The sequence below is a fragment of the Solirubrobacter ginsenosidimutans genome, from assembly GCF_027587205.1.
Window position 1 is genome coordinate 92,859 of sequence record NZ_JAPDOD010000011.1, and the last position, 19,864, is coordinate 112,722.

Sequence of the window (19,864 nt, forward strand, 5' to 3'; positions counted from 1 at the left end):
GTCAGGCGGGGGCGAGCTCGCCCTCCGCCGCCGGGAGCGCATCCGCGAGCTCCCGCCGAGAGTTGATGTCCAGTTTGTTGAACACCTTGCGCAGATGCCACTCGACAGTGCGCGGACTCAAGAACAGCCGCGTGCCGATGTCGAGGTTCGACAGTCCGGCACGCGCCAGTTGGGCGATCTGACGCTCCTGCGCGGTCAGCTCGACGCCGGCCGGCGCCTGGCGCGCCACGGTCCGCTCGCCCGCCGCCACCAGCTCGCGCCCCGCGCGCTCCGCGAACGCCGCCGTCCCCATGTCGGTGAACCACGCATGTGCCTGGCGCAGCTGCTCCCGGGCGGCCGTGCGGCGGCCCTGGCGACGCAGCCACTCGCCGTAGAGCAGGCAGGCACGGGCGTGCTCCCCGCGGACCCGCGTGCGACTGAGCCGCTCGATCGCGTCGAGGTAGTGCGACTCGGCCGCCGCATCGTCGCTCAACAGCGCCCGGCAGCGAGACTCGAGCCCGAGGCCCCAATCAGAACCCGCGGCGCGCGTCATCTCCGCGAGCTGCGCGAGCCCGGCTCGCGCGACGTCGAGCTGATCGCAGTGGACCGCCGCCTCGATGAGCTCGGGGAGCGCCCAGCCGATCGCCTGGTCGAATCTCCGCGGCGGTTCCATCAGCTCCTGCGCCGATGCCAAGGCGACCTCGTAGTGGCCGAGACCGTTGTGGAGCAGCGCGTTGACCCACTGGGCGGCGCTTAGCCCGATGCCTTCTCCGCGCGGCACCACGTCCTTCATCGTGGCATCGATCAATGCCGACAGCTCAGGCTCACGGCCTTGCCAGGCGGTCAGGATCAGCGCGGCATGCGGCCCGAGCCGGCTGCCGCTCGCTTCGGTGACGATCCGCTGCTCGTCGATCAGCGACGCGGCGGCGTCGAGCTGCCCGCCGAAGATCCGGACAAAGATGTAGACGCTCAGCGCGGGCGCCAGCACCGTCAGCGCGCCCGCGTCGCGGACCAACTGGACCTCGCGGGTGGTGAAGTGGTGCCAGCTGTCGTAGTCCCACAGCTCGATCGCCGCCATCTCGGCGAGGTAGAGCCAGCGGAACCCGCCGACGGCGACGGCATCCCCGGTCCGGAACGCGTGCACGGCCTGCTTGAGGATCGGCGCCGCGGCAGCGTGCCCGTCGGTGATCAGCAAGGAAAAGCCGTCCAGCAACAGGTCGGGTGGGCGCGGCGAGGGCGAAGGCGGCGCGCCTCGCGCTGCCCGCGCCACCTCGAGGACCGCGCCAGGGGCGAAGCGGCCCGCCAGCTGGGCGGCCACCAGTGCCTGGAGGTAGGTCTCGCGCGCCAGCGTCGCGTCGAGCGGCTCGAGCCGGCGCGCGGCACGGAGCAGCAGCGCGGGAGCGTCCCGGCCGCGATCGGTCGTGAAGGCAATTCCGGCGCGCAGCATCTCCACCTGTGCGCGCTGGAGCGGGTCCAGCGCCATCGCTTCAGCGCCTGCCAGGATCGCGAGTGCCGCCTCGGGTGCGCCCGCCTGGTGCTTGGCCTGCGCGGCGGCCAGCGCACGGCGCGCACGCGGCGCGGGGTCGGCGGTCAAGCGCGCGGCGCGTTCGAGGAACGCCGCGGCGGCGGCCACGCCTCCGCGCATCTGGGCCCGTCCGGCGGAGCGCTCGAGCTCCACCGCTACGTCCTCGTCGTAGCCGGCCGCTGACAGCGCCCGGTGCCAGGCCCGGCGATCGGCGTCCAGCTCCGCATCGCTCGCCTCGGCCAACGCGGCGTGCACACGGCGCCGGTTCTTCTCCGTCGCCGCGCCGTAGACGCTCGAACGGACGAGTGGATGGCGGAACCGGACCCGCGTGTCGACGGCGATGAGCTGCGCTTGGAGCGCGGGTTCGAGCGCGGTTGCGTCGACGCCGAGCGTTCGGGCGGCGGCCCAGAACAGCGCCGGGTCGCCAGAGGGGTCCGCCGCCGCGAGCAGCAGGAGCAGCTGCGTCGGCTCGGGCAGCGCGTCGGTGCGCCTGAGGTAGTGGTCCTCGAGCTCGCCGGATACGTCTCCCACGGCAGGAAGGGCGAACCCGCCCGCCAGCTGCACCGGCGTCATCACCCGCGGGAGCTCGAGCAGCGCGAGCGGGTTGCCGCGCGTCTCGTCGAGGATGCGGCGCTCGACGCGTTCGTCGAGCCGGCCCGGGATGACCTTCGCCAGCAGCTCGCGCGCGGAGTGCTCGTCCAGACCGGCGAGCGACAGCTCTCCAAGCCCGTCGAACTCGGGCCGGTTCGCCGGCTCGCGCACCGCGAAGACGAGCGCGATCCGCTCGGCCAGCACCCGTCGTGCGACGAACGCGAGTGCCTGGGCCGTGGCACCGTCCAACCAGAGCGCATCGTCGATCAGGCACAGCAGCGGCCGCTCCTCGGCGGCGGCCGAGAGCAGCGTCAAGGTCGCCAGCGCGACCAGGAATCGGTCGGGGGGATCACCCGGCGCGAGGCCGAAGGCGACGCGCAACGCTTCGCCCTGGGGCTGCGGGAGCGTGTCGAGGCGAGCCAGAAGCGGCAAGCAGAGCTGATGCAGCCCGGCGAACGGCAGTTCCATCTCCGCCTGCATGCCCGTGACCCGTGCGACGCGAAAGCCCGACGCCTGCCGCGCCATATGGCGCAGCAGCGCGGTCTTCCCGATGCCCGCCTCGCCGCGGAGCACCAGGACCGCGCTCTGGCCCTCGCGGACGTCGGACAGCAACCGCTCGAGCAGCTCGCGCTCGGCGGTCCGGCCCAAGAAACCGAGCGCCGAGTTGGCGGCCATCTAGACCCCCCTCGATTCGCCCTCGAGGACGTCACGGAGAACGGTGCGCGAGCCGATCCCCAGCTTCTTGAACACGTTCTTCATATGCCACTCGACGGTTCGCGGGCTCAGGAACAGCCGCGCACCGATCTCCGGATTCGTCAGGCCGTCGCGGGCGAGGGTGGCGATCTGGCGCTCCTGCGGTGTGAGATCGTCACGCGTCTCCACGGTGCGCCGGCGGGCGGTTTCTCCGGTGACCGCCAGTTCGCGCCGGGCGCGCTCGGCGAACCCTTCCATGCCCATCGCGGCGAAGGTCTCGTATGCGGCACGCAGCTGTTCGCGAGCTGCCATGCGACGGCCTTCGCGGCGCAGCCATTCGCCGTAGAGCAGCTGCGTGCGAGCGCATTGCGGACGCAGCCACGTGCGGCCGAAACGCATGATCGCCTCGCGGTAAGCGACCTCTCCGTCGCCTGCCAGCGCACGCACGAGCGCCTCGGTACCCAGCGACCAATCGGTCCGGGTCACGCGGGTACGCTCGGCCATCCAGTCGATCACCGACCCGAGTCGCTGCGAGTCGCCCGTTCGCGCCGCGGCCTCGGCCAGCTCCGGCACGACGAACGGCCCATACCCGAGGTGATCGGGCGCGAACGCGCGCGACGCGGCCTCGAGCGCCTCCGCGTGGCGGCCGAGGCCGTTGTGAAGGATCGCGCCCGCGTACGCGGCGAAGCAGCCGATCCGCCCGCGCACCGGCGTGTTCGCTCGCGTCGCCGCGATCAGCTCGCTCTCCTCGCCACACCACGCCGCGCGGACCATCTCGACGAACGCCATCGACGGGTTGCCCGTGGCGTGGGCGATCGCTCGCTCCTCGGCGATCGCGGCCCTGGCTCGCGACATGTCGCCAGCAAGCACATAGACCCACGGCTGCATCCCCAGCGCGTACTGGAGCTGGACGAGCGCACCCGCCTCGCGCGCGAAGTCCTCGTGTCGCGCCGACAACGCCCGCCAGGCGTCGGGCTCCCACAGTTCCTGGGCGATCGTGATCGCGTTCCCCGCCACCGCGAACCACACCCAGTCGTCCGGCGCGTCGAGCACCAGCTCGAGCGCAAGCCGCAGTGCGGGCGCCGCGGCCACGTGCCCGTCGGTCACGAGGCGGGCCACCGCGTCCAGCAGCGCGTCGCCGGCCGCCGGTGGCGCGGGAGCGGGCGGCGCGGCTCGCGCGGCGGCGGCGATCTCCCCCATCCCCCCTCCATCCCACATCGCGGCGCCGAGTGCCTGCAGGTACGTCTCGCGCGCGAGGCCGCCGTCGACGGGTTCAAGGCGCCGGGCGGCGCCGGCGAGGTGGCGTGCGGCATCGCCAGGCCGAAGCTGGTCGAACGCGATCTGCCCGCGGAGGATCGCCACCTGGGCGCGGCCGCGCGCGTCGAGAGCGTCCGCGTTGAGCGCGTCGAGGAGGGCCAGCGCCGGGTCGAGTGCCCCCGCGTCGTGTTTGGCCCCGGCCGCCGCCAGCAGCCGTTCGGCGCGTCTGGCCGGGACGGTCGAGAGCGTGCCCGCTCGCTCCAGGAAGGCCGCGGCCGCCCCCGGCCCGCCTCGCGCCTCGGCGCGCACCGCGCATGCCTCCAGCGCCGCGGCCACCGCTTCGTCGGGGCCCGGCGCGGCCGCGGCCCGATGCCACGCGCGACGGTCCGTTTCCTCCACTGCGTCCGCCAGCGCCGCGTGCACGGCCCGGCGGCGCTCCAGGGGCGCGGCTCCGTACACCGCCGAGCGCACCAGGGGATGCCGGAACGTCACGCGTTCGCCGATGGTCAGCAGGCCCCTGGTGTCCGTTGTCGCGGACGGGTCGACGCCGAGGCGTTCGGCGGCGCGCCAGACCGGCCGCGCGTCGTCGGCCGGCTCCGCCGCCGCGACCAGCAAGAGCAACCGCGCGTGATCGTCGAGCAGCTCAAGCTGGCGCACGAAGCGCTCCTCGATCCGCCTCGCCGGAGGGGCTTCGAACGTCGAAGGCGTGTCCAACGCGCTCGGCAACTCGAGGATGGCCAACGGATTGCCGCGCGTCTCGGCGACGAGCCGGTCGCGCACCGCCGCATCCAACCGGCCGGGCATCACGGTGGACAGCAATGCGCGCGCGTCCTCGTCCGCCAGCCCGTCGAGCGTCAATTCGGGCAAGCGCGCCAACTCGCGCACCTCGAGCGGCTCGCGCACCGCGAAGATCATCGCGACCGACTCGGCGTGCAACCGGCGAGCGACGAACCCCAGCACCTGGCCGGATGCGGCATCGAGCCATTGCGCGTCGTCGATCAGGCACGCCAGCGGCCGTCGCGCCGCGATTTCGGACAGCAGGCTGAGCGTGGCCAAGCCGACCAGGTAGCGGTCCGGCGCCGCCCCCGACGTCACCCCGAGCGCGACACCGAGCGCGTCCCGCTGCGGCTCGGGGAGCGCTTCGACCTCGCCGAGCATGCGCGCGCACAACTGGTGCAGACCGGCGAACGGCAGCTCCATCTCTGACTGGACCCCGGCAACGTGCGCGACCCGGAACCCAGAGGCCTGGCGGGCGCAATGACGCAGCAGCGTCGTCTTGCCGACGCCCGCCTCGCCGCGGATGACCAGCACCGCGCTGCGCCCGTCGCGCGCGTCGTCGAGTACCCGATCGAGCGATTGGCGCTCGCTCGCGCGACCCAGCAGCACGGGATCCAGGCCCGTGGACATCACTGTCCGCATTCCTGCGCCACCGTGAGCCGCTGGCCGCTCACCGCCGCGATTCTCGCACGTTTGACATGGGCTGCCCATCTGGTCTTGACCAGGGTGCCGCCCGGTGGGATCCGGGGGGCGACTGATCACGCTCGCGGCCACACTGAGGCCATGCTCCCGGTCAGCGATCCGGTGGCCATCGTCACCGACGGAGCTTGCGGAATCGGTCGCGAGCTCGCCCGTGGCCTCGCCGATCGCGGCTTTGCGGTGGTCATCGTGTACCTGCGCGACCCGGAGCGCGCCGAGGCTGCCGTCGAGCAGATCCTCGCGTCGGGCGGCACGGCGGTTTCGGTGCGGGCCGACGTCACGGACGAGGTCGACGTCGAGCGCCTCTTCTACGAGACCGACGCCGCCTTCGGAGCCGTCGACGTGATCGGCCACACCGCCGTACGTGGTGCGAACCTGGTCTATCGGTTCGCGGCGCGTAAGCTGCGCCGCGGCGGGGCGATCCTCAGCCTCGCGGGCTCGGAGCCGATGCTCCCGGATGTCGAGGCTGGGCTGCGCGACCAGGAGATCACCGTCAACGGCATGCCGCCGGGTGTGGCGCCTCCCGGCGCGGGCCATGACGGCGGCGGACTGCTGGCGCTGCTCGACCAGTGGCGCACCGGCGGTTGATCACCCAACGGTCACGGGTTCGGGCAGCGCGTCCCGGAGGCCCGCGCGAGAGCTGATCGCGAGCTTGACGAACACCTTGCGCAAGTGCCACTCGACGGTGCGAGGGCTGAGGAACAGTTGGCTTCCGATCTCCGCGTTCGTGAGCCCGGAACGCGCCAGCCGCGCGATCTGCGTCTCCTGGGGCGTCAGCTGGCTCTGCGCCTCGGGGGTGTGCGTGCGCACCGTCTCACCGGTGGCCTGCAACTCGTGTCGGGCGCGCTCGGCGAAGGCCTCCATGCCCATCTCGGTGAAGCGCTCGTAGGCGGTTCGCAGCTGCGGGCGGGCGTCGCCGCGGCGGCCCTCGCGGCGAAGCCATTCGCCGTAGAGCAGGTGGGCACGAGCGCACTCGCCCGGCAGGCGCGTACGTCCCAGCCGCTCGAGCGCCTCGCGGTAGTGCGATTCCGGGCGCTCGCTCACCAGCGCACGGCAGCGCGCCTCGACCCCGAGTGCCCAGTCGGTGCCGCTCGGTCCGGTGACCCGCGCAAGCCGCTCCATGGCGTCGGCGGCGAGCTCGGATCGGCCACTGCCGATCGCCGCCTCGATGAGCTGCGGCAGGGACCACATCGAAAACGCCAGCTCCTGCGGATGGGCCGCACCGCGTTGTGCCGCGGCGCACGCCTCCGAGTAGCGCCCGAGTCCGTTGTAGAGCACCGCGACGGCGTGCTCGACGAGCGTGAGGCCCATCCCCTCGCCGCGCGGCTCCAGGCCCACGCGAGCCGCGCGGATCAGCGGTTCGGCCTCGGACTCGCGCCCGCGGAACGCGGCGATCGCGAGCGTGCCGTAAGGCGGTAGACCGTTGCCGGTCGCAGCGTTCACGGCGGCGATCTCTTCGTTGAGCGCGGCCGCCTGCGCGAGCTCGCCTGCGAACAGGTGCAGCCCGATACGGGCGCTCAGTGCGATCGGCAAGACCAACAGCGCGCCGGCCCGCCGTGCGAGGTCGATGTGCCTGGCGCACAGCCGAGCCCAGCTCTCGTCGTCCCATACATCGTGGGCGGCGTGGGCGGCGAGCCACAACCACCGAATGGCCTCGCCCGCCGGCGGTTCCTCGCCGATGAACGCGCGGACCGCGCGCTTGAGCGCCGGAGCGCCGGCCTCGTGCCCGTCGGTGATCGTCAAGGCCAGGCCGTCGAGGAGTAGATCCTGTGGACGGGCCGCTGAAGGCGGCGCGGAGCAGGCCGCCTCGGCCACCTCGCGGACGCCGACCTCACCCGCCAGCCGGCCGACGTACAACGCCGCGGAGAGCGCGTCCAGGTACGTATCGCGCGCCAGCAGGGGATCGAGCGGTTCCAGCTCGCGCGCCGCCGCGAGCAACAGCGGGGGAGCGTCGCGGCCGTGGCTCGACGTGAATGCGGACTGCCCGCGGATCAGGTGTACGCGGGCACGTTGCAGCTCGTCCAGCGAGCCGGCCTCGGCTTGCGCGAGCAGCCGCAGTGCCGCATCGCGCGCACCCGCGTAGTGCTTGACCTCCGCCGCGGCCAGCGCACGCCGGGCCCGCGGTCCGGCCTCCGGCGTCAGCTCGGCCGCCCGCTCCAGGAAGGCCGCGGCCGCGGCAAGCCCGCCGCGCAACTGCGCTCGCCCGGCCGAGCGTTCGAGCTCTCCGGCCAGCGCCTCGTCGCGGCCGGGAGCCGCCAGCGCGCGATGCCAAGCCTGGCGATCGGGGTCGTCCCGCGGATCGATCGCCGCGGCGAGTGCCTCGTGCACGCGGCGCCGGTCGCTGCGCGACGCCGCCCCGTAGATCGCCGAGCGAACCAAGGGATGACGGAAGCGCACCCTTGCCCCGATGTCGACCAACCCGCCGCTCTCGACCGACGCGATCGTGTCCGCGCCGATGCCGAGCTGCGTGGCGGCGCGCCACAGGAGCGTCGCGTCGCCCAATGGTTCAGCCGCCGCCAGCAGTAGGAGGCGCTGTGTCTCGGCGGGCAGTTCGCTGACCCGCCGCAGGTAGTGCTCCTCCAGCTGCGCGGGAAGATCGCCGGTCCCGGATCGCTCGAGCCCGGCGGAGAGGTCCGCGGTGCTCATGGTGCGAGGCAACTCCAGCAGCGCGAGTGGATTCCCATCTGTCTCGGCGACGATCCGGTCGCGGACGCGTTCGTCCAACCTGCCGGGAACCACCCGTGCCAGCAGTGCACGCGCGTGCTCCTCGTCGAGCCCTGCGAGCGGCAGCTCAGGCAGGCCGTCGAAGTCGGTCCTGCGGCCGGGCTCGCGGACGGCGAACACCAGCGCGACCGACTCCGCGAGCAGCCGCCGCCCGACGAACCCGAGGACGTGACCCGACTCGGCGTCCATCCACTGCGCGTCGTCGACCAGGCACAGCAGCGGGCGCTCCGTCGCCACCGTCGACATGAGGGTGAGCACGGCCAGTGCGACCAGGAACCGGTCAGCCGCAGCACCGGACGACAGGCCAAGGGCGACGCGGAGCGCCGCCCGCTGCGGCTCCGGAAGGGCGTCGAAATGTTCCGCCAGCGGCGCGCACAACTGGTGGAGCCCGGCGAACGGGAGCTCCATCTCCGCCTCGATGCCAGGGACTTCCACGACGCGGAACCCGACCGCCTGCCGCGCGCAATGACGCAGCAGAGCGGTCTTGCCGACACCGGCCTCGCCATGCACGACCAGCACGCTGCTCTGGCCGTCGCGGACGTTGCGCAACATGCGGTCGAGCAGCTCGCGCTCGCGGCCGCGGCCCAGCAACACCGGCGGACGGCGTGTGGACATGGGCAACGGAGCCTAAGACACAGGTCGCGGCCGATCCAGCCTTCGAGGGCGTGCTCCTGATCCACGTGTTCCCATCGCGGCTGGGCGCGCGCGTGTGGAGCTGAGCCAGGACGAGGCTGTCGCCGCGCTGGAGGTGTACCCCCATGACCCGCGCCCCGTCGTCGGGACGTCCACGCAGCCGAGTCGTCAGCCCTCCCAGACGCGGCCCGGAAGCCGGGCGGTGATCTCCTGCAGCAGCCACCCGTTGCCGTCGGGATCGCTGAACGACGCGTAGCTCAGATACGACCGGCGCTCCGGGTCAGGGCCTCCGACCAAGCCTTCGGGGCCGCGGTGGAAGAGGTCGCTGACTTCGACACCCCGCGCGATCAGGTCCTCGCGTGCCGCGACGATGTCGGAGACGACGAGCTCGAGGCGCTGAACGGAGCCCGGCTCGGCGGTGGTGAGGCCCGTGCCGAAGGAGATCGAAGCGTTTGACCGCGGCGGCGTGAACTGCACCGCGCGGATGCTGTCGCCGATCGCGAAGTCCGCATCCAAGCGCCAGCCGAGGCGCTGATAGAACCGCTTCGCGCGATCGACGTCGGAAACGGGAAGCGTCACGACCTCGAGCTTCATGTCGATGGTCGCGATCTGCTGGCTTGTCGCCGAGGCATCAGCGTGCACGTCGATGGTGCTCATGGGAGCTCCTTGGACCGATGAGTTGATGGGCCGTCAGCGTCCCGCCAGCGGGCCCTTCGTCGCCCCCGTAGGCCCCCTGGCCTTGGCCCGGGTACCGGCCACGTGAAGTTACGGGCGCAACGGCGCACGAGTCGCGCGACGCTTCTTGGCATGAGCATCAACGAAACGACCGCGGCCGCGAACGGCCGCGGTTCCGACGCGTGGGCGAGGCCCTGGACGCAACTGTCGGTCGAGCGCGTGAGCTCCGGCCACTGCCGGGTCACGTTCGATCACCCGCCGATCAACACGATCACCGCGGCGACCGTCGCGGAGCTCGCCGAGCTGGTCACCTTGATCGAGGAGGACCCCGAGCTCAAGGTCGTCGTGTTCTCAAGCGCCAACCCCGACTTCTTCCTCGCGCACTACGACGTCGAGAACGACCCTGCGCGGACGGCCGCGCTGGGCCTCGGCCCGACCGGGCTGCCGGCCTGGACCGACGTCCTCGTCCGGATCTCGCGCCTGCCGGTGGTGAGCATCTGCGCGATCCGCGGACGCGCCCGCGGCGCCGGCAGCGAGTTCATCCTCGCCTGCGACCTGCGCTTCGCGTCGCGCGAGAACACGCTGCTCGGCCAGTTCGAGGTCGGGATCGGCGTCGTGCCCGGTGGCGCTCCGATGGCCCGGCTCGCCCGTCTGGTCGGTCGCGGCCGGGCACTCGAGATCCTCCTGGTCGCCGACGATCTCGACGGGCCGCGCGCGGAGCGCTACGGGTACGTCAATCGCGTCATCGCCGACGACCAGCTCGACAACGAGGTCGCCGCCATCGCGTCCCGGCTGGCACGCTTCGATCGCGAGGCGATCGCGCGAACAAAGGCCCACGTCGACCGCGTCACGCTCCCCGCCGAAGCCGAGCTGACGGGCGCGATCACCGACTTCCGCGAGCTCTTCGCCCGTCCCGCTCAGCAAGCGCAGTGGGCGCGGCTACAAGCCCTCGGGCTCAACACCGACAGCGACCTCGAACGCTCGCTCGGCCACCGCGTCGTCGAATCGCTGCCCGACGCCTGATCCCCTGGCGCTTAGTGGAACCCCGGGGCGCGGGAACGTGGCCGCGACCCGGGGTCGCGCCAGTACTCGCAGGGGGGCGAGAACCGGACGAGAGGGACAGGCTTCGCGATGACACTGCCGCTCAACGGATCAAGAGAGGGATTCGACATGAGCTCAACCTCCTTCGACACACCCGGCATCACGCGCGGGCAGCTTCTGCAGCGTGGCCTGGCCGCGGGGCTCGCCGTCGGCGCCGCGAGCGCGTTCGCCGATTCCGCGGCGGGCGCGGCACAGCCCGCGAAGGCAACACGCCTGCGTGACTGGTCGGCCAACCCGGCCGGGATCCACCCCTTCCGGGTCAAGATCCCCAACGACCAGCTCGCCACGCTGAGACGCCAGATCGCCGCGACGCGCTACCCGTCGATGGAGCTCGTCGCCGACCGCTCGCAGGGGGTGCAACTGGCGGCCACCCAGGCGCTCGCCCGCTTCTGGGTGACCAGGTACGACTGGCGCGCGTGCGAGGCGCGACTGAACGCGCTGCCGCAGTTCAGGACCGAGATCGACGGCGTCGACATCCACTTCATCCACGTGCGCTCGCGCCAGCGCGGCGCGCTGCCGCTGATCATGACCCACGGATGGCCCGGGTCGATCATCGAGATGCTCGAGGCCGTCGACCCGCTCACGAACCCGACCGCGTACGGCGCCCGCGCCGATGACGCGTTCGACCTGGTGCTGCCGTCGATTCCCGGCTACGGCTTCTCCGGTGAGCCAAGAGAGCTCGGCTGGAACCCTGGCCGCGTCGCGCGCGCCTGGGCGGAGCTGATGCGCCGCCTCGGCTACACCCGCTACGTCGCCCAAGGCGGCGACGTCGGCGCCATCGTCACGGACGCGATGGGCCGCCAGGCCCCCGCGGGGCTGATCGGCATCCACACGAACCTGCTCGTGACGGCGCTCGGCGGCGCCGCCGAGCCGGTGAACACCGACGAGGAACGCGCCGCGGCCGCCGCACTGAAAGCCTTCGCCGATACCGGCAGGGGCTACTTCGTCGAGCAGGCAACTCGCCCCCAGACGATCGGCTACGCGCTGCTGGACTCACCGATCGCGCTGGCGGCATGGATGCTCGATCACGACACGGACAGCTACACCAAGATCTCCCGCACCTTCCTCGGCGAACCACCCGCAGGCCACCTCACCCGCGAGCACATCCTCGACAACATCACCCTCTACTGGCTGACCGGCACCGGCGCCTCGGCAGCCCGCTCGTACTGGGAAAACGCACAGCCCACGGGTCAGGTCCCCGCGCCGGTCAAGATCCCGGTCGGCTTCAGCGCGTTCCCTGGCGAGCTCTTCCAGGCCCCGCGCACCTGGGCCGAACAGGGCTACCCGACGCTCACGTACTACAACAAACCCGCACGGGGCGGCCACTTCGCCGCCTGGGAGGAACCCGAGCTGTTCGCGAGCGAGGTCCGCGCTGCGTTCCGGGCGCTGCGCTGACCGGCGGCGTCTGGGTCAAGCCGGCACGGGCAGAGCGCCGGCGAGGCCTTGCGTGAGCTGATCCGATTGCGGCGTGAGGTCGTCGCGCGTGTCGTCGCGGCGCTTGCGGACCGTCGCCCGGTCGTCGGCACCTCATGTCGCGCGCGCTCGGCGAACCCGCGCGCGCCGATCGCCTCGAAGCTGTCGTGCGCGGTGCGCACCTGCTCGCGCGCGTCGGCTCGGCGGCCGGGGCCGCGCACCACTCTCCGTAGAGCGGACAGGCGCGAGCGTGCTGGGCAGCGCAACCGCTCGCGTACCAGCCGCCCTCGCGCAGCCAGCCGGCGAGCTCCGCAACGGCCTCCGGATAGCGGTCGGCGTCGTCGGGCGTGACGAATCCGGTCATCGACGAGCGCGTCCGCAGGAGCTCCAGATAGTTGGACGGTCCCCAGCGCTGATCCTCGTCGTACTGCGAGAGACCCCCGCTGATGACGACGCGCGCCCCGCGAGCCAAGTGCGAGAGCACCGCGTCGAGGATCTCGCCGCCGACGTTGTCAAACACCTCGACGCCGTCGGGCGCGAGCAAAACGGCACGGATCGGGAAGGTGCGAACCGTGTTGAGGGCCTGGTGGGAGGTAATCCCGTGGAGGTTCGAGTCCTCTTCGGAGCATACAGAAAAGCCCCGCAAAGCGGGGCCTTTCTCGTTCTGGCAAGCCGTCCCGGCCGGCGCTAAAGACCAGGGATCTGGCGAGCTCAAGGACCAGACGAGCTGAAGGATCCGTTGACTGAGGGATGCTCAGTTCACGCACGCTCGGCACCGGTCATCGGGTGCCAGCGTCCCCACAAGCTCCCGCAGCGCTGTTTTAGCGCGCTGTCGGTCCGGTGGGGGCGACGGCAAAGGCGGTGAGCACCAACGACGTCCCGCCCTAAACGGCGACGCCGCCACCGTTCACACCTGACGGGGTGTCGGCCTCAAAGGACCGGCGCAGGAACTCGACGACGATGCCTGTCGTCGCCTGCGGCTGCTCTTCCGTGATCCAGTGACCGCAATCCGGGATGATCAGATCTTCGACGTTTTCGGCGACACACCGGATCACCGAGCCGATCATCGGGCCAAATGTGGCTTCGCCACCGAAGGCCAAGACCGGCATCTGAAGCTTGCCCTGCGCAAGGAACGTCCTGTTGTCGGCCGCATCCTGGCTGAACGCCAGGAACTGGGCAAAGCCCGCTCGCATTGCGCCGGGTCGCGCATAGAGCGCCGCGTAGTGCTGGCGCTTCGCTTCATCAAACCGCTTCGGGTCCCGGGAAAGTTCGTTCCAGAAGCGGTCGAGATAGATGCGCTCGCGGCCGGCGACCAGGCGCTCCATGTCCTGACCACCGAACCCAAAGTGCCACATGGCCGGATCCTGCGTGATCTGATCCCAGGGTCCGACGCCGGGCAGCGGCGCATCGATCGCCACCCATCGGCTCACGCGCTCGGGGTGGGTGGCGGCAACTGCGTAGCCGACCATGACGCCGATGTCGTGCGTCACCAATTGGGCCGTACGCACACCCAGGGCGTCCAGGACGCCCACCACGTCCGCCGCCTGATTCTTCTTGTCGTAGCCGCCGTCAGGCTTCGACGAGAGGCCCAACCCACGCAGGTCGGGTGCGACAACCATGTGGTCTTCGATGAGTGCGCTCGTCAGATGGCCCCACATGTCGCCGGTTGTGCCGAAGCCGTGGAGCACGACGACCGCTGGACCATGCCCGCCCACGCGTACGTGGATCTTGGCGCCGTTGGTCTCGATCTCATGCGACCGCATACCGGCCGGGAAGGGGTTGATGCCATCCTGGCGTCTGTTGTCGTTCATCGATTGACTCCGGGTTTGAAGAGACATGGCATGGCCGGCGCCGCCCTGCGGCGCCGCCGCCGCCCGCGGATTTGTTCTGCAGGCTGGTCTGGTTCAGCGTCGCGCTCCGGATGCCCCGTCGTACCCGTGGTGATCACTTGCAGATTCCCTGGCCCGCGGTCCGCGCCATGCGCCAGTGCTCGTGCAGCGCCGACTTTGGCGCACCCTCGCGGGTGCCGGCGGCGCACTAATCGACCACCGGAACTGCGGCACTATTGGGCTCCCCGCATCAGACGGACTGCGAACGCTCGTATGAGGGGGCGGCTAAGAGCGTGACGGGATAGGTCGTGGAGTTCGAGAGTTGCATGGGCAACCATGTCGCCACGGGGGCCTGTTTGGCCCTCGCAGACTCCGAATTGACCGCAGGAGGTCATCATGTCCGTCGTTTCTCCACACTCCACGGGCATCACGCGCCTGGGCTTCTCCCTCAAGGCCATGATCGACCGCACGGCCTACGACATCAGCTGGAACGCGGACCTGCCGAGGGGCGGGCGCGCTCTGTCCGACGACGTCGAGCTGACCGCCGAGCTCGAGTTCGTCCGGGCCGCTTGAAAGAGGACAGGAGCGATCGTCATGGACTATCTCGTCGACTTCGCCCTCACGGTGCCGGAGGGGACCCCCGCCTCCGAGCTTGAGCAACGCACGACGGGCGAAGGAATCCGAGTTGCCGAGCTCGCGGCCCGGGGTCGCGCGTTGCGCGTCTGGAAGCCGTTGCCCGACGACGGACGCGCTCGCGCCATCGGCCTTTATCGGGCGGCCGATGACACAGAGCTGCAGGCGAACTTGGCATCCCTGCCGCTGTGGCCTTGGATGGAGATCTCGGTGACTGCGCTGGCCGAGCACCCCAACGACCCCGCTCTGTCTGGCGGATCGGCATCATGAGCGACCAGACGCCGCGTGTGGTGGTCATCACCGGCGCGTCGCAGGGCATCGGCGCGAGCTTGGTCCCCGCCTACAGGAAGCTGGGCTATGCCGTGCTCGGCACCTCGCGGACGATCCGGCCGCTCTCCGACGACCCGATGATTGCCACGGTTCAGGGAGACATCGCAACGGCGGACACCGCCGAGCGCGTCATCCGACACGCGATTGACCGCTTCGGTCGCATCGACACGCTGATCAACAACGCCGGCGTGTTCGTGGCCAAGCGATTCACGCAGTACACCGATGACGACTATGACCTGGTCACGGGGGTGAACCTCGGCGGGTTCTTCCACATCACCCGGCGCGCGATCGAGCAGATGGAGCGGCTCGGTGGCGGCCACGTGGTCAACATCACGACCACGCTGGTCGAGCACGCTGACGTCAAGATTCCGTCGGCCTTGGCGTCGCTCACCAAGGGCGGGCTGGCGGCGGTGACAAAGTCGCTGGCGACCGAGTACGCCGCCACGGGCATTCGCGTGAACGCCGTCTCACCGGGGGTCATCAAGACACCCATGCACGCGCCGGAGACCTATGACGGCCTGGACGCGTTGCACCCGATGGGACGCATGGGTGAGACGAGCGATGTCGTCAACGCGATCATGTACCTGGAGTCGGCGCCGTTCGTCACCGGCGAGTTCATGCACGTCGACGGCGGCCAGAGTGCCGGCCACTAGAGATCGGCCATGACCGCCCTCCCAGCCCCCAAACTCCGCCACATCTATCGCCTGGACGCTGACCTCGAGGCCCCCATCGACCTCGGCGTCACGCCGCAAGGTCACCGCCGCATCGTCGCACTGACCGGTGGGCGCGCCGAGGGCCCCGACTTCCATGCGGAACTTCTGGCGAGGGGCGGCGCCGACTGGCAGATCGTCCGGCCGTCAGGCAGCTCGGTCGCCGACATCCGATACACGCTCAAGACCGATCGCGGAGCGCTGCTCTACGTTCAGTCGCACGGGGTACGCCATGGCAAGCCGGACGTGCTCGCGCGCCTAGCCAATGGTGAGGACGTCGACCCTCCGAGTACACATTTCGCATATCGGTCGGAATCGAGACCTCGGCCCCGGAACTGGCCTGGCTCAACGACGGCGTCTTCATCGGCGTCGGCGCGCGCCGGCCCGGCGGCGTCTCCTACGACGTGTATCTGGTCGAGTAGCCGCAGCTCGCGCCGCCGGGCGACACTACTTACCGTCCGGTGCCGAGTTCGATGACGTCGACCCGGCCTGGTACAGGTTCAACTTGGGCCGAAGCGCTCGGTTCTGATGCGACCAGGCTCGTGCCCCAACGCGACGAGCGTGTCAGCCACGGCTTCGACTAAGCCTGTTGGGCCGCAGACATAGATCAGTGGGCGCTTGGCCGCCGGCCACCCGACCTCGGCGAGAAGCTCGCGGTCGATGCGGCCCGTCCGGCCGTCCCATCGTTGTGGCTGCTCGCGCGTCAGGGTGATGATCGTGCCGTCGCCCTGGAGCTCGCCCGGGTAGATGAGGTCACCGCGGGTGCGCGCGGAGCAGAGCAGCCTGGCCGGGACGTCGCTCGCCGTCGCGCGGTGGTGCCGGAGGATGGCGCGCATCGGGACGACGCCGGAGCCGCCCGCGACGAGCAGCAGCGGGCCGCCGAGTGACTCCTGCCAGACGAAGTAGCCGCCGATCGGGCCGCGCAGCTCGAGATCGTCTCCGGGCTGCAGGCTCTCGGTCAGGTACGGCGACACCTCGCCGTCCTCGAGCCGTTCCACGGTGAGGACCAAGTGGTCGTCCTCGGGCGCGGACGCGATCGAGTAGCTGCGCTGCGCCTGATAACCGTCCTCCGCAGTGAGCCGCACGTCCACGTGCTGGCCGGCGAGGTGCCCCGGCCACTCGGGTACGTCGAGCACGATGCTCTTCGTGCGCGCGTTCTCGGAGACCAGCTCGACCACCCGGCCAAGCTGCCAGCTCAGTCGCCGGCGTACCGTTGCTCTTTCCATGGGTCACCGTAGTTGTGGTAGCCGTAGGTCTCCCAGAATCCGGGCTGATCGTCCGGACGGAGCTCGATCCCGCGCACCCACTTCGCGCTCTTCCAGAAGTAGTGGCGAGGGACGAGCAGCCGCGCCGGGCCACCGTGCTCCGGGGCGAGCGGCTCGTCCTCGTACTCGTACGCCACCCACGCTTTGCCGTCGCGCACGTCGGCGAGCGGGAGGTTCGACGAGTAGTCGCCGTCGCTGAACGCGAGGACGTACGCCGCACTCGTGTCGACGCCGTCCAGCAGCGTGTCGAGCGACACGCCGGTCCACGACGTGTCGAGCTTCGACCACTTCGTCACGCAGTGGATGTCGACCGTGATGCGCTCGCTCGGGAGCGCCTTGAACTCGGCCCACGTCCACGACCGCACCTCGTCGATCTCGCCGCGGATCTCGAAGGTCCACGACTCGATGGGCTGGTGCGGGGTGGGCCCGGCGGAGAGGACCGGGAAGTCCGGCGTGACGTACTGGCCCTGCGGCACGCGCTCCGCCTCGGCCTCGGCCTCGTTGCCGCGGCGACGACGGAACCCGCGCGAGATCGGCGGCATCCTGGCATCACGCAGCCAGCTTCGAGGTGGACGCCTGCACGGCGTCGCGGATGACGTCGGCGACGACGTCGGGCTGCGACAGTTGCACGAAGTGCGAGGCGCCTTCGACCGCCGTCACCGTGGAGCCGGCACGGTCATACGAGAAGCGGTGCAGCTGCGGGGCGATCGGCTGATCCGCGGTGCCGAACACGGCCCAAGACGGCTTCATGCGCCAGGCGGCAGCGGTGGCCGGCTCCTCGAACGCCGTCGCCAGGAGAGGGCGTTGCGCGTGGGCCATGAACGCCGCGTCGGCGTCAGGCACGTCGGCGCAGAAGATGTCGTGGAAGCGCTGCGGGGCGACCGTCAGCTCGGCGGTCCCGTCGGGCAGTGGCGTCGGCTGGAGGAAGTTCCCCATCGCCAGCGATGGGAAGCGTGCCTGCAGGTCGGCGATCGACTCGCCCTCGACGGGCGCGAACCCGGCCACGTAGACCAGTCCGGTGACCTTGTCCGACGCGCCGGCGACGGTGATCACGGAGCCGCCGTAGGAATGGCCGACGAGAACGATCGGCCCGTCGATCTGGTCGATGACCACTGAGAGGTAGGCGGCGTCGGCCGCGAGCCCACGAAGCGGATTCGGGGCTGCGATGACGGTGTGCCCGTCATCGTCGAGGCGGTCGAACACGGGACGCCAGCTCGAGGCGTCTCCGAACGCGCCGTGGATGAGCAGGATCGTCGGCTTGGACATGCTGTTCCTTTCAAGAGTGGGTAGGTAGGCGGCTACGCGACGAGCTCGGTAGCCATGACTTGTGTCATCGCCGCTTCGACGATGACAATGTCCTGTTCCGTCGTTCCGCCGCTGACCCCGACGCCGGCGATGACCTGGTCCTCACTGGTGAGCGGCACGCCCCCGCCCATCGCGGAGTACCTGCCGCCGGAGACGGCGAGGAGCGGATAGAGCTCCGCGCCGGGTTGCACCAGGGGCACGAGGTCAGCGGTGCGCAGGCCGACGAGAGCGGACGTGTAGGCCTTTCGCTCGGAGAGCTCTAGAGAGAAAGCGGGCGCTCCGGTCATGCGGTGCGTGAGAACGACGTTGCCGTGGCTGTCGATGACGGTGACCGCGACGGGCACGCCTTGTTTGAGCGACTCGGCCTCGACGCGGTCGGCGACCTGCTTGGCGGTAGCGAGCAAGTCCATGGTCAGCACGGTCCCTGCCGGCCCAGCTGTCCCACGTGGAATCCGAGTCGATCTTCCGCGTCGCCGGGCGTCTGCAGCCCCTGATCCAGCAGGGCCTTGATGCGTTCCTGTGCCGCTGGGCGCTTGACAGAGGCCATGCAGGCGTCCCAGCCCGCTCTGATTTCGACGTCGGGCGGCAGGCTGGCCTCGTTGACGAGGCGCTTGGTGTTGGCGATCGCCCACTTGTCGAACGAGGCGATCCGGGTGGCGAGTGCATCGACGAAATCGTCCAACTCGGCATCCGGAAGCGCACGGTTCACGTAGCCGAGGAACTCGGCGTCGGCGGCTCGGATGTCGTCCGCGCCCAGGAGCACCTCGAGCGCGCGTCCCCGTCCCATGACCCGCGGCAGGCGCGCCATGGGCCCGCCCCCGGGGACGAGACCCACGCCCACCTCGAACTGCGACAAGAGCGCGTTCTCGCGGCTCGCGAAGCTCATGTCACAGGCGAGCGCGAGCTCGCTGCCGTTTCCGGTCGCACGCCCCCGGATCAGCGCGATCGAGACGAACGGGGCGCGCGTCAACCGCACCAGGACGTCGGGCCACGCCTCAAGGCCGGTCGGACCTTGCGGGATGCTGATCAGATCGTCGAAGCTCGCGAGGAAGTCTGAGTGATTCAGAAAGACGCCGTCGACGGCGCTTTCGAAGACCACCACCTTCACGCGGTCGTCGTTCTCGAGCGTCGTGACGATGTCTCGGATCTGCGGGACGAATTCCGGGCCCATGAGGTTGAGCGGCGGGTTGTCGAGCAGGACTCGACAGTGTGCAGGTGTAACTCGATCGAGCCTGACTTGCGCGGCCTTCGTTGGTGAGGGCATGACGCTCATGGCTTCGACGTGATCTTCTCGCCGGCGGCCGAGACGACCCACCACGTTCCGCCGAAATGCACGACGCTCTGGCCGTTGACGTCGCCGGCCTTCTTGTCCGGGGCGAAGTAGTAGAGCGGGTGGCCGCTGTAGGTGACCTGCAGCTTCCCGTCCTTGCGCTTCGTCGTACCGAGCTTCGAAGCGCTCAGGCCGGCGCCGGCCGTCGGCTTGGCGCTGAGCAGCGGCGGCCAGGCGGCTGCGCACTTTCCGTAGCACGCGCTCTTGGAGCCCTTGTCCGCGGTGAACAGATAGACGGTCCGGCCGTTCGCGGCGACGAGCACGCTTCCCACCGCCGTCTTCCGTAGCGAGATGGTTGACTTGCTCGTCGATGCCACGGCGGCCGTGGCCAGCACGCCGGCCGCGGCCACCGTCGCGACGACGATGAGTCTGAACTTACGCATGGTGCCTCTCCT

Annotated in this window: 16 protein-coding genes and 3 pseudogenes; 7 read left to right on the forward strand and 12 right to left on the reverse strand. The window is 70.6% G+C overall.

Annotated elements, in window-relative coordinates; genetic code table 11:
- Position 1: 1 nt before the first annotated feature.
- Positions 2-2,770: an AAA family ATPase gene (locus tag OM076_RS13810; RefSeq protein WP_270040564.1), complete on the reverse strand. Its 2,769-nt coding sequence runs from the start codon at positions 2,768-2,770 to the stop codon at positions 2-4.
- Positions 2,771-5,452 carry a helix-turn-helix transcriptional regulator gene (locus OM076_RS13815; protein ID WP_270040565.1) on the reverse strand — a complete coding sequence of 894 codons (2,682 nt, stop codon included), beginning with the start codon at positions 5,450-5,452 and terminating at the stop codon, positions 2,771-2,773.
- 153 nt (positions 5,453-5,605) lie between these two features.
- On the opposite strand from OM076_RS13815, the gene OM076_RS13820 reads away from it, so the two are divergent.
- The gene (locus OM076_RS13820) at positions 5,606-6,109 is read left to right on the forward strand and encodes an SDR family NAD(P)-dependent oxidoreductase (RefSeq protein ID WP_270040566.1); all 504 of its coding nucleotides are present in this window, start codon (positions 5,606-5,608) and stop codon (positions 6,107-6,109) included.
- Here OM076_RS13820 and OM076_RS13825 read toward each other — a convergent pair whose 3' ends face one another.
- On the reverse strand, positions 6,110-8,860 hold the full coding sequence (locus OM076_RS13825) for a helix-turn-helix transcriptional regulator (protein WP_270040567.1): 2,751 nt from the start codon (positions 8,858-8,860) through the stop codon (positions 6,110-6,112). It abuts the gene before it with no gap.
- Between the two features lie 198 nt (positions 8,861-9,058).
- Positions 9,059-9,535, reverse strand: a pseudogene (locus OM076_RS13830) (VOC family protein); the annotation flags it as partial.
- 150 nt (positions 9,536-9,685) lie between these two features.
- On the opposite strand from OM076_RS13830, the gene OM076_RS13835 reads away from it, so the two are divergent.
- Together OM076_RS13835 and OM076_RS13840 are read left to right on the forward strand one after the other, a co-directional pair.
- On the forward strand, positions 9,686-10,576 hold the full coding sequence (locus OM076_RS13835) for an enoyl-CoA hydratase/isomerase family protein (RefSeq protein WP_270040570.1): 891 nt from the start codon (positions 9,686-9,688) through the stop codon (positions 10,574-10,576).
- Between the two features lie 147 nt (positions 10,577-10,723).
- Positions 10,724-12,049, forward strand: coding sequence for an epoxide hydrolase family protein (locus tag OM076_RS13840; protein ID WP_270040571.1), 1,326 nt, complete (start codon positions 10,724-10,726; stop codon positions 12,047-12,049).
- 301 nt (positions 12,050-12,350) lie between these two features.
- Here OM076_RS13840 and OM076_RS46855 read toward each other — a convergent pair.
- A pseudogene (locus OM076_RS46855) lies at positions 12,351-12,605 on the reverse strand (NADP-dependent oxidoreductase); the annotation flags it as partial.
- Between the two features lie 346 nt (positions 12,606-12,951).
- Complete coding sequence (locus OM076_RS13845; protein ID WP_270040572.1) at positions 12,952-13,878, reverse strand: alpha/beta fold hydrolase; 927 nt, start codon at positions 13,876-13,878, stop codon at positions 12,952-12,954.
- Between the two features lie 414 nt (positions 13,879-14,292).
- Between OM076_RS13845 and OM076_RS13850 the strand changes: the two genes are divergently transcribed.
- From OM076_RS13850 to OM076_RS46860, 4 genes and pseudogenes are all read left to right on the forward strand, one after another.
- Positions 14,293-14,469: a YceI family protein gene (locus OM076_RS13850; RefSeq protein WP_270040573.1), complete on the forward strand. Its 177-nt coding sequence runs from the start codon at positions 14,293-14,295 to the stop codon at positions 14,467-14,469.
- 21 nt (positions 14,470-14,490) lie between these two features.
- A complete protein-coding gene (locus tag OM076_RS13855; protein WP_270040574.1) occupies positions 14,491-14,799 on the forward strand; it encodes a muconolactone Delta-isomerase family protein in 309 nt (102 codons plus the stop codon).
- Positions 14,796-15,512 (forward strand): SDR family NAD(P)-dependent oxidoreductase, encoded by a 717-nt coding sequence (locus OM076_RS13860; protein WP_270040575.1) that lies wholly within the window; start codon positions 14,796-14,798, stop codon positions 15,510-15,512. Before OM076_RS13855 ends, OM076_RS13860 begins: the two co-directional genes overlap by 4 nt.
- A 9-nt stretch (positions 15,513-15,521) precedes the next feature.
- Positions 15,522-15,991: pseudogene (locus tag OM076_RS46860) on the forward strand (DUF3237 domain-containing protein).
- 78 nt (positions 15,992-16,069) lie between these two features.
- On the opposite strand, the gene OM076_RS13865 reads toward OM076_RS46860, so the two are convergent.
- The 6 genes from OM076_RS13865 to OM076_RS13890 are packed head-to-tail and all read right to left on the reverse strand — an operon-like array spanning position 16,070 to position 19,852.
- Positions 16,070-16,795 carry a ferredoxin reductase gene (locus OM076_RS13865; protein WP_270040576.1) on the reverse strand — a complete coding sequence of 242 codons (726 nt, stop codon included), beginning with the start codon at positions 16,793-16,795 and terminating at the stop codon, positions 16,070-16,072.
- Positions 16,765-17,376, reverse strand: a complete 612-nt coding sequence (locus OM076_RS13870) for a sulfite oxidase-like oxidoreductase (protein ID WP_270040578.1) — start codon at positions 17,374-17,376, stop codon at positions 16,765-16,767. Before OM076_RS13870 ends, OM076_RS13865 begins: the two co-directional genes overlap by 31 nt.
- Positions 17,377-17,383: 7 nt before the next feature.
- A complete protein-coding gene (locus OM076_RS13875) occupies positions 17,384-18,100 on the reverse strand; it encodes an alpha/beta fold hydrolase (protein WP_270040579.1) in 717 nt (238 codons plus the stop codon).
- Positions 18,101-18,132: 32 nt separating this feature from the next.
- The gene (locus tag OM076_RS13880; RefSeq protein ID WP_270040596.1) at positions 18,133-18,549 is read right to left on the reverse strand and encodes a GlcG/HbpS family heme-binding protein; all 417 of its coding nucleotides are present in this window, start codon (positions 18,547-18,549) and stop codon (positions 18,133-18,135) included.
- 2 nt (positions 18,550-18,551) lie between these two features.
- The gene (locus tag OM076_RS13885; protein WP_270040580.1) at positions 18,552-19,412 is read right to left on the reverse strand and encodes an enoyl-CoA hydratase/isomerase family protein; all 861 of its coding nucleotides are present in this window, start codon (positions 19,410-19,412) and stop codon (positions 18,552-18,554) included.
- Entirely contained in the window at positions 19,409-19,852 is a 444-nt protein-coding gene (locus tag OM076_RS13890; protein WP_270040582.1) for a COG4315 family predicted lipoprotein, read from the reverse strand. The genes OM076_RS13885 and OM076_RS13890 overlap by 4 nt, the downstream gene beginning before the upstream one ends.
- Positions 19,853-19,864 lie beyond the last annotated feature (12 nt).